The sequence below is a fragment of the Paracoccus salipaludis genome (assembly GCF_002287065.1).
In the GTDB taxonomy this organism is placed as follows: Bacteria; Pseudomonadota; Alphaproteobacteria; order Rhodobacterales; family Rhodobacteraceae; genus Paracoccus; species Paracoccus salipaludis.
This window is the reverse complement of the sequence record NZ_NSJZ01000163.1, coordinates 1-527: the sequence shown is the minus strand read 5'-3', so window position 1 is coordinate 527 and position 527 is coordinate 1. Positions and strand designations below refer to the sequence as shown.

The window sequence follows — 527 nt, the reverse complement described above, 5'->3', positions numbered from 1 at the left end:
AGCCGCCTGACGAACGCCCAGAAGCAGGCGCTGCGGGGCGAGCTGGACGCGAAGGTGCCGGTAACGGAGCTGGCGAAGAAATACGGGGTCAGCCGCCGGACGATCTACAACCTTAAGAACCGCTGGGACGAGCGCCTGCCGCAGTCGCGCAGCAAGGTGCTGACGGTACGGGTCAGCGCAGAAGACATGGAGCGGCTGGACGCCTTGGCGCGGGCGCTGGATCTAAGCCGGGCCGACACGGCGCGGCGGGTGCTGCTCTACGCGGCAGGCGTCTACCACATCGAGCCACCGGAGGCGGGCGAGATCGAAGCGCTGACCAAGGAGGTTTCGGCAATCGGACGGAACGTGAACCCGGCGGTCCGGGCGATGAACGCGGCCGTACAGCGCGGGCAGAAGATTCCCCGCCTACAACTGGACCAGCTGGGTCATCAACTACACGAGATCACCCGGCACAACGAGAAGACCCGCAGCCTGATGATCAGGCGCGCGCAGCAGCAGCGGACGCACATCGACCAAGTTCTTGCTGT

General features: G+C 66.0%; 1 protein-coding gene. It reads left to right on the top strand.

Going from position 1 to position 527, the window contains the following annotated elements; translation table 11 throughout:
* Window positions 1-527: ribbon-helix-helix protein, CopG family (locus CK240_RS18000; RefSeq protein ID WP_095641568.1), on the top strand; the 527-nt coding region annotated here is incomplete at both ends.